This is a genomic window from Aphanizomenon sp. CS-733/32 (assembly GCF_028330045.1).
Taxonomy (GTDB): Bacteria; Cyanobacteriota; Cyanobacteriia; order Cyanobacteriales; family Nostocaceae; genus Dolichospermum; species Dolichospermum gracile.
Map to the genome: position 1 here is coordinate 1 of NZ_JAQMSE010000161.1, position 8,400 is coordinate 8,400.

10 protein-coding genes are annotated in these 8,400 nt (G+C 41.2%); 8 read left to right on the forward strand and 2 right to left on the reverse strand.

Annotation, left to right across the window (positions count from 1 at the left end):
• The first annotated feature begins 353 nt into the window (after positions 1–353).
• The 6 genes from PN471_RS12720 to PN471_RS12745 all read left to right on the forward strand — a co-directional run bounded on the left by PN471_RS12720 (position 354) and on the right by PN471_RS12745 (position 4,147).
• On the forward strand, positions 354–746 hold the full coding sequence (locus tag PN471_RS12720; RefSeq protein ID WP_271777155.1) for a hypothetical protein: 393 nt from the start codon (positions 354–356) through the stop codon (positions 744–746).
• A gap of 45 nt (positions 747–791) precedes the next feature.
• Positions 792–1,454 (forward strand): phosphoribosyltransferase, encoded by a 663-nt coding sequence (locus tag PN471_RS12725; RefSeq protein WP_271777156.1) that lies wholly within the window; start codon positions 792–794, stop codon positions 1,452–1,454.
• Between the two features lie 15 nt (positions 1,455–1,469).
• Positions 1,470–2,138, forward strand: coding sequence for a dienelactone hydrolase family protein (locus PN471_RS12730; RefSeq protein WP_271777157.1), 669 nt, complete (start codon positions 1,470–1,472; stop codon positions 2,136–2,138).
• Positions 2,139–2,178: 40 nt separating this feature from the next.
• The gene (locus tag PN471_RS12735; RefSeq protein ID WP_271777158.1) at positions 2,179–3,636 is read left to right on the forward strand and encodes a protein adenylyltransferase SelO; all 1,458 of its coding nucleotides are present in this window, start codon (positions 2,179–2,181) and stop codon (positions 3,634–3,636) included.
• 81 nt (positions 3,637–3,717) lie between these two features.
• Entirely contained in the window at positions 3,718–3,945 is a 228-nt protein-coding gene (locus PN471_RS12740; RefSeq protein WP_271777159.1) for a type II toxin-antitoxin system HicB family antitoxin, read from the forward strand.
• Positions 3,935–4,147 carry a type II toxin-antitoxin system HicA family toxin gene (locus PN471_RS12745; RefSeq protein WP_271777160.1) on the forward strand — a complete coding sequence of 71 codons (213 nt, stop codon included), beginning with the start codon at positions 3,935–3,937 and terminating at the stop codon, positions 4,145–4,147. Before PN471_RS12740 ends, PN471_RS12745 begins: the two co-directional genes overlap by 11 nt.
• Here PN471_RS12745 and PN471_RS12750 read toward each other — a convergent pair.
• Entirely contained in the window at positions 4,140–5,177 is a 1,038-nt protein-coding gene (locus tag PN471_RS12750; RefSeq protein WP_271777161.1) for a glycerate kinase, read from the reverse strand. The two genes, PN471_RS12745 and PN471_RS12750, sit on opposite strands and share 8 nt — an antisense overlap.
• Before the next feature lie 4 nt (positions 5,178–5,181).
• The gene (locus PN471_RS12755; RefSeq protein WP_271777162.1) at positions 5,182–5,514 is read right to left on the reverse strand and encodes a DUF565 domain-containing protein; all 333 of its coding nucleotides are present in this window, start codon (positions 5,512–5,514) and stop codon (positions 5,182–5,184) included.
• A gap of 126 nt (positions 5,515–5,640) precedes the next feature.
• Between PN471_RS12755 and PN471_RS12760 the strand changes: the two genes are divergently transcribed.
• A complete protein-coding gene (locus PN471_RS12760) occupies positions 5,641–6,234 on the forward strand; it encodes a hypothetical protein (RefSeq protein WP_271777163.1) in 594 nt (197 codons plus the stop codon).
• 107 nt (positions 6,235–6,341) lie between these two features.
• On the forward strand, positions 6,342–8,177 hold the full coding sequence (locus PN471_RS12765) for an ArnT family glycosyltransferase (RefSeq protein ID WP_271777164.1): 1,836 nt from the start codon (positions 6,342–6,344) through the stop codon (positions 8,175–8,177).
• Positions 8,178–8,400 lie beyond the last annotated feature (223 nt).

The window sequence follows — 8,400 nt, forward strand, 5'->3', positions numbered from 1 at the left end:
AATAAGCATTGAAACCATTAAAAACCTATCACTTTCTGGAATTTGAGACTATTCTTATATCTTTCTAATTCTTCCTCCTGACTCCTGACTCCTGACTCCTGACTCCTAACCCTCACAGATAACTTTTTCAGCAAACCCTACTTAATTAAGGAATGTTATTGCTTAATAACTAAGTTTGTTCTCCTGGGATTAATTTCTTCTACATTTTTTCTACAATTTGATGGAACAATTTCTCCGATTTTCTTGCTACCCTCAAAGTAGAGTTCCAGTTCCAAACAACAAGGTGGCAAAAGATCAGCCGTTGTGTTGTATTAATCAAACTCCTCAGAAATAGGGAGTATGGGAGGGGAAATATGCTCAATGTTGTGCGTCATAGTCAAATTATCGGTTCAATAGCCATAGATAGCTCGACATCTGCTCGTTTTGCTGAGTTAGAAGAAGTCTGGCTCGATGATTCCGGGCGTATTGCCTATTTTTCGGGAGAGGAAGCTTATTTACCAGTACAGGGAATTGCTGGAATAGGTATGGGTGCGGTGTCAATTTATTACCATCCAGTGCCAGACATTCCAGACAATCTTCACCGCTTGGATCAAATTACGGTTGAATCTGCGCATCCACATCACGCCTTAGAAGAGGCTACGGAGTTTTTGCAAGAACAATGGCAGAGTTTGCAACAGAGTATTTCCCGTGGGACTGAGCGCACAAAATCGGCTTTAGATGCAGCTTGGCAGCAAATCACTAAATAACGTCGTGTCCACAGCCCCACCTGTCAATAACAAGAGGTATAAAATATGGTGCAAAGATTTCGTAATCGGACGCAAGCGGGTAAACTCTTAGCTGGCCAGTTAACAGAGTATGCCAATTGTCCAGATGTTTTAGTATTGGGGCTTCCCCGTGGTGGTGTGCCTGTAGCTTATGAGGTGGCAAAGGAACTTGATGCCCCATTAGATGTCTGCTTGGTGCGGAAACTCGGTGTACCTGGACACACAGAACTTGCCATGGGTGCGATCGCCACCGGAGGGGTGCGTGTAATTAATGAGAATGTCGTTGATTGGTTGCGGATTTCCCCAGAAACTATTAATGAAGTAGCAGCTATCGAAATGCGGGAATTAGACCGCCGTAGCCATAGCTATCGGGGTAATCTTTCCCTACCAAAAGTTAAAAATCATACTATTATTTTAGTTGATGATGGCATTGCTACGGGTGCTACTATCCGAGCAGCGATCGCGACATTAAAAAAGCAACAGCCCCGTAAACTGGTGGTTGCAGTTCCAGTTGCAGCAGCATCTACCTGTGAAGAACTGCAAGCAGAAGTAGATCAAGTCGTGTGCTTAATGATGCTAGATGATTTGTGTGCCATCGGTATTTGGTACGAAGATTTTCAGCAAACAAACGACACAGAGGTATGTGAACTGTTGACAAGGCGAAAATTACTGGTAGCTAATAATTCGTAAATGGAGGTTGAGGTTATGGATAGAACATTAGCACAGCACCCCCAAGAACATCTGGTGTCAGTGACAGCAGGTAAGGTTAACTTAGAGGGGAATTTGATGATTCCTAATGGTGCTATGGGTGTAGTATTGTTTGCTCATGGCAGTGGTAGCAGCCGTCATAGTCCTCGTAATCGCTATGCTGCCGGAGTCTTACAACAGGCGGGACTAGCAACTTTATTAATTGATTTGCTCACTGCTGAAGAAGAAGAAATTGATTTGCGAACCAGACATTTACGCTTTGATATTGGTTTATTAGCATCCCGGTTAGTTGGGGCGACAGATTGGCTAGTACATAACCCAGATACTTGTAACCTCAAAGTAGGTTACTTTGGTGCTAGTACAGGAGCAGGTGCAGCCCTGGTTGCCGCCGCAGAACGTCCAGGGTCAGTACAAGCTATTGTTTCCCGTGGTGGACGACCTGATTTAGCGGGTTCAGCATTATCTCATGTCAAAGCACCAACGCTGCTCATTGTTGGCGGTTACGATACGCCCGTAATAGCAATGAATGAGGATGCACTGGCACAGTTGCACTCAGTCAAACGGCTGGAGATTATTCCTAGAGCCACCCATTTATTTGAAGAACGAGGTAAATTAGCGGCAGTAGCACAACTGGCGAGTGAATGGTTTACGCACTACCTCGGGTAAAAGTCTATTATTAAAGAAATATCAATTAAGCGTAATTTTTATGGCTCTGGATGAAACTCCCAATCACACCCATTCTACTAATCCTTTACTTAACCTCAATTATGAACCAGCCCTAGAATCTTTAGGTAATGATTACTATGATCAGGTTGTCGCGGAAGAATTTCCCCAACATATTTTACGCTGGCGCAATGACGCACTACTACCACGCTTAGGAGTTGCTCCCCAAGTAGTTAAAGACGAAGATTTTATTAACGCTTTTGGTAAATTTGAGGGACGAGAACCCCTGTTAGCACTACGTTATCACGGTTATCAATTTGGACAATATAACTCCCAATTAGGTGACGGTAGAGGCTTTCTCTATGGACAAGTGCGGGGGATTGATGGGGAATTATACGATTTTGGCACAAAAGGTTCGGGAAGAACTCCCTACTCCCGTGGTGGTGACGGAATGTTAACCCTTAAAGGGGGAGTGCGGGAAGTTCTCGCCGCTGAAGCACTTCATCGTTTAGGAGTTCGTACTTCTCGCTGTCTGAGTATGATTGAAACGGGTTTAGGTTTGTGGCGCGGTGATGAACCTTCGCCAACTCGTTCTTCTGTAATGATTCGCATGAGTAAATCTCATATTCGTTTTGGTACTTTTGAACGATTAAACTATTTTAAAAGACCTGATTTAACTCAAAAGCTGTTAGATCATGTTATTGAACAGTATTATCCCCATTTGCAGGCTGAAAATGATAAGTATGCTTTATTTTATGCCGAATTAGTCCAGCGTGTCGCCGAATTAGTAGCCCAGTGGATGGCTGCGGGTTTTTGTCATGCAGTTTTGAATACTGATAATATGTCCATTACCGGGGAAAGTTTTGACTATGGACCTTATGCGTTTATTCCTACTTACGATCTCCAATTTACGGCGGCATATTTCGATTATTATAAACGTTATTGTTACAGCCAGCAACCAGGGATTTGCAAGTTGAATTTAGAACTTTTGCAAGAACCTTTAAAGGCGATAATTGATCAAGGTGATTTGGATGCGGCTTTATCTAAGTTTGCTGAATATTACCAAGCTGAATATCGGGCTTTAATGTTGAGAAAATTGGGTTTTGAAAATTTACAGTTAGAGGAAGCTGATGAATTTGTGCGGTTAACTATTACCTTTTTACATGATAGTCAAGTTGGTTATCATCAATTCTTTGCTGATATAGCTGCTACCTTTTCTAGTAAATGGCGAGATGATCCCGCTTTGGTGATGAATGGTTCAGAAATTATTCCCCCATTAGGAACATCAGCAACTTTTGATAATTGGTGTTTTCTTTATCATAAAATTCTCAATCATTTGGATCTTGATCAAATGGATAAAATTGGGAAAACTCTAGCTGAATCTAATCCTAAAACAGCTTTATTAAGACCTGTAATTGAGTCCGTTTGGGAACGAATTACTGAAGACGATAATTGGCAACCTTTTTATGATTTAGTGGAAACACTCCAAACAGGGAAGTAATTTATCCGTAGGGGCGGGGTTTCCCCGTCCACGAGTCAGGAAAATCGCTTTTTAATCACAAGTATTTAACAAGGAAATAATATGATAAACAAAAAACTAATTGACTATACAATTATTTTACGCCCCGATGATAATGGCACATTTGTTGCTTACGTTCCCGCAATTAAAGGATGTCATGCTTGGGGAAAAAGCCATGAAGAAGCTCGTTCAGAGTTAAACCATGTTTTTGAAATGCTATCGGAAGAATATTTAGAGGCTGGTAAATCCCTACCTAATGATATTGAGGTAACTATTGCTTATGCCAGCTAAAGCCAAAACTTTAGAAAAAGTTGCCAAAAAATTAGGCTTTGAGAAAATTCGTCAGAAAGGTAGTCATGCTCGCTGGAAGCATTCTGATGGTCGTGCAACAACTATTCCTATTCATGGAAATGCTGAAATCGGCGGTTGGCTATTCCAGGAAATTCTTAAACAATTAGAAATTACAGAAGATGAATTTAATAACCTCAGATAGTTGTTCTGATTTTTCCAAAACTATGATCAGCATTAATTTCAATTACTAAGTCAACTTCTGATGATTTTACTAAAGGATTAATGAATAATTCAGGATGTAAAGAACGCCAAAAATAATTCACAAATTCTTCTATTTGTGCGTCACTCATTCCTGATTTACCAGCAGTAATCATTTGTCTTTCGGCTTGCTTGCGCCATGTTAATGAATAACGGTAATCTGTGGGGTAAAGAACTATTAAACTATCTAATTTTTCCCATAGTGGTAAATAACTTTTCAGTTGATGATTCATATCAGAGGCAAATTGTCTATCTGCGTCTGTAAGAATAGGTGGTGGTGGAGTCAATAATGCTTGGGGAGGAATTGGTTTTACACCCACAAACCAACCTTCAAACAGAACAATATCTATGGGATTTGTGATCATCTCAGAAGTAGTGCGATCGCCTGCACCCCCATGAGCAGATTTATCAAATCTAGGAACTATCACAGGACTCTTGCTTTGAGCAATCTGATCGAGTACACTGAAAGCTAGGTGAATATCGTGGGTTCCAGGCGGACCGCGCCAAACTAAACGGGAATCTTGCTCCATTAAAGCCAAGCGATCGCTATAAGTTTTGTACAAGTCGTCCAAAGACAAGCTTAATGTCCTGTATCCCAACTGCTGGAGAATCAACTTCAGCACCCCGGACATTGTGGTTTTACCCGTGCCTTGTGCGCCTAAAATTCCCTGGATGAAAGGTTTCCCTAACTCTTGACGCTGTGCTGCAATTTTCATTCCCAAAGGTAGCCACACATCCCACAATACCTGCAACATTCCTTGAGGATCAGTTTTTAGGCTAGTTTGACAAAATTGACTAAAATCAGGGAAAACTAACTTCAGTAAATCCCCTCTGTTTTGGATAGCTTCGACCACATTCTCAGCAGTAATATTAAACACTTTAGCTCGCAGAGGATTTACCAATGCTGCGGTTTGTGCTAATACTTGCCAGGATGTGTCCGTTGTCAAAATTTTACTTAGCCATTCGCCACTCATAAAATCACGAACCCAGTTTCAAGGCTTCTAGGAATAGACTGTAGATAAAACCAACCTTGAGATAGTTGAGTGTTTCTACCCAAAATGCTTGCCGAGCAAAAAAATTACGACTGTAAAATATCCTACTGGTGATTTCAGTTAATAGCACTAAAAATCCAGCTACTACGATGTCTAATTCTGCTTTCTGTCCAGCAGTTGTTGATACTGCCGATCCCAAAAAAAAGCCAAACAAGAAACTAATGAGTAGTAATGATAACCGTCGCCAAGGATTGAGAAACCATTCACTCAAGCTTCTATAAATTGTTTCTAATAGGTTGTTCAGGCGAGTATTTTGCATGAAGAAGGGAACAGGGAACAGGGAACAGGGAACAGGGAACAGGGAACAGGGAACAGGGAACGAGAATAATTACCAATTACTTGGGTTTAGCTGGCAAAAAATCTTATTTCTATATCTATAATCATTATGAAAAACTGCCTCTATCGGTATCGTAACTTCATTATCGGTTTTTCTGTAGTAGGATTCATGGGGATCATCACTGGATGCCTGGATATGAGAATCTCCTTTGAGTCTACAAATCCAGAAAAAAATTCACCTATAGTTACAAACACGGTCAATAGTGCTGATGCAGTCAACCTAGATAGTACACCAAGTGAATCAGTAGAATCAAGTTCACAAAAAAATCAGTCTACAGTTGTAGCCTATCGGTTTGATTCAGATAGTAAAACCAAGATTGCTGGATCACTTCGGATGAGCAACAAAACTACCCAACCTGTACGTCTAGCATTATTAGCTAGACAATCATCTCAAAAAAGTGCCACTGCGAATAAATCTAAATCTGGTATTCCGGCTCATTGGGATTTTGCTCCCCAAGAGGGAAATGAGAACGGGTTAATTTTATCCTTGCCTCAAGGTAATTTAAAGCTAGAGAAAGGTGATATTTTAGTGGCTTTTGCTCAAGATGGTTCTCGACGCTATTGGGGTCCCTATGTTGTGGGAGAAACTTCTTCTCCACAATGGAATCCTCAAACTCAAGAATGGCAGTTGGTGTTAAGGTAGGGGCGCAGGGCTTGCGCCCATTCAGGAGTCAGGAGTTTTTGGAATTTTGAATTGTAACCTATTGTATATTGGCAAGACATGATTACAGTGTCTTTAAGTATTAATTCATGAACATAAAATTTAGTATTAATCGTAACGTGGTTGATAAGTGGTTGAATAATTTACAACAGCGTCCAGTCCTATTTGTGGCTGTGTCGTCCCTGTGGTTATTGGTGATTGGTTGGATAGCCTTTGGTTGGAATTTGGGGAATGTGGGCTTGATTGATGAAACTGAGCCGCTGTTTGCTGAAGCTTCCCGGCAAATGCTGGTAACTGGTGATTGGATTACGCCGTTTTTTAATGGTGAAACTCGCTTTGATAAACCTGCTTTGATTTATTGGTGTCAGGCGATCGCCTACTCTATTATGGGAGTAAATGAATGGGCTGCTCGTATCCCTTCAGCATTGGCAGCAATGGGTGTAATTGCTTTGGCGTTTTATACTGTGCAGTGGTATTTTGCCAGAAAAGACGAATTAGAACAAGTTACCAACTTGCCCAGACGTTACTTTACAGCCGCCATTGCCGCAGCCTTAATGGCACTCAACGCAGAAATGATTGTTTGGGGGAGAACTGGCGTTTCCGATATGTTGCTTACCGGCTGTATCGGTGCAACATTATTATGCTTCTATTTGGGATATGCTCAAAATTATTCCTCAATAGTCATTGGTAATTGGCGACTTCCTAATCAATGGTATTTAGCTTGTTATGTATTAATGGCTGGGGCAATATTAACGAAGGGTCCGGTAGGGATTGTTTTACCCGGACTGATTATGATTGCTTTTGCCGTATATGTCGGGAAATTCTGGGAATTGTGGCGGGAAATGCGGCCGATTTTGGGCATGGGGATCGTTTTATTGCTATCACTTCCCTGGTATGTTTTAGTAACTTGGCGCAACGGCTGGAATTTTATTAATGCCTTTTTTATCTATCACAATATAGACCGTTTCACCGAAGTCGTTAATGGTCATTCAGCCCCTTGGTATTTTTACTTTTTAGTAGTTTTGTTGGGGTTTGCACCCTATTCAGTGTACATCCCTGCGGCTCTAGTTAGAGTCAATCTTTTGCAGCGATCGCACTGGTTAAACCAAGAACGCTCTCAACAACTAGGTTTATTTACCTGTATATGGTTTCTGGGTGTGTTTGGATTTTTCACAATTTCCGTCACCAAACTGCCCAGCTATGTATTACCCTTAATGCCAGCAGCGGCAATGCTTGTGGCATTATTTTGGAGTGATCTTTTCTCCAGTTCACCTACTATTACCCCAACGCCTCCCAAATTTTTACGCCTCAGTGCTTGGATAAACGTAGGATTCTTGACTATTCTGGCGATCGCTCTCTTTCATCTTACCCGAATTGCTGGACCTGATCCCGCTGCTCCTGAATTATATGTACAAATGGAGAAATCAGGCATCCTCAAATTTGGAGGCATAATTTGGTTGCTATCTACAATTACCGCCGCCATTCTCATCTTAACTCACCGTTACCGACAGATCATCACCATTAACTTATTAGGATTTATCGCCTTTATTGCGATCGTTTTAATGCCTGCTGTTGCCATTATGGATCAACAGCGTCAACTCCCTCTCAGAGAATTATCCGCCCTCATTGTTGAATCAAAACAACCCAATGAAGAATTAATTATGGTTGGATTCAAAAAACCTACGGTGACTTTCTACACGCACAAAAATGTTAATTACATCAAATTTGCTCAACAAGCTCTTGAATATATTCAAAAGCAAGCATCCCAACCAACTAAACCACCATCATTATTACTCTTAGTTGAACAGGGAAAATTCCAAGAAATGGACCTACCACCAGACAATTACAAAAGTTTAGCCACCAAGGGTGCTTATCATCTGATTCGTGTTCCTTTAAGAACAGCCAAACCAGATAACTTGTCTTAAACACTATGTTGGGCGCACTTGAAACGGGATTTTATCAAAATATCCGAGCGTAGTGGGGTAGATTATACTTATACTATATCAGAATTTAGCTTAATCAGCAGAAGCCCCACGTCTCACTCTTAGGAGCGTGGGATGAATGCGCGTGAGTTGAGTTGCGTAGCCCAAATTGTATTTGAGCGTAGCGAAAACAAAGAAGGCTACAGCGACGAAACGAACAAAATAT

Excerpts from the sequence above, each read along its gene's own strand:
- PN471_RS12720 (WP_271777155.1), top strand. The coding sequence starts at position 354 with ATGCTCAATGTTGTGCGTCATAGTCAAATTATCGGTTCAATAGCCATA.
- PN471_RS12725 (WP_271777156.1), top strand. The coding sequence starts at position 792 with ATGGTGCAAAGATTTCGTAATCGGACGCAAGCGGGTAAACTCTTAGCT.
- PN471_RS12730 (WP_271777157.1), top strand. The coding sequence starts at position 1,470 with ATGGATAGAACATTAGCACAGCACCCCCAAGAACATCTGGTGTCAGTG.
- PN471_RS12735 (WP_271777158.1), top strand. The coding sequence starts at position 2,179 with ATGGCTCTGGATGAAACTCCCAATCACACCCATTCTACTAATCCTTTA.
- PN471_RS12740 (WP_271777159.1), top strand. The coding sequence starts at position 3,718 with ATGATAAACAAAAAACTAATTGACTATACAATTATTTTACGCCCCGAT.
- PN471_RS12745 (WP_271777160.1), top strand. The coding sequence starts at position 3,935 with ATGCCAGCTAAAGCCAAAACTTTAGAAAAAGTTGCCAAAAAATTAGGC.
- PN471_RS12750 (WP_271777161.1), bottom strand. The coding sequence starts at position 5,177 with ATGAGTGGCGAATGGCTAAGTAAAATTTTGACAACGGACACATCCTGG.
- PN471_RS12755 (WP_271777162.1), bottom strand. The coding sequence starts at position 5,514 with ATGCAAAATACTCGCCTGAACAACCTATTAGAAACAATTTATAGAAGC.
- PN471_RS12760 (WP_271777163.1), top strand. The coding sequence starts at position 5,641 with ATGAAAAACTGCCTCTATCGGTATCGTAACTTCATTATCGGTTTTTCT.
- PN471_RS12765 (WP_271777164.1), top strand. The coding sequence starts at position 6,342 with ATGAACATAAAATTTAGTATTAATCGTAACGTGGTTGATAAGTGGTTG.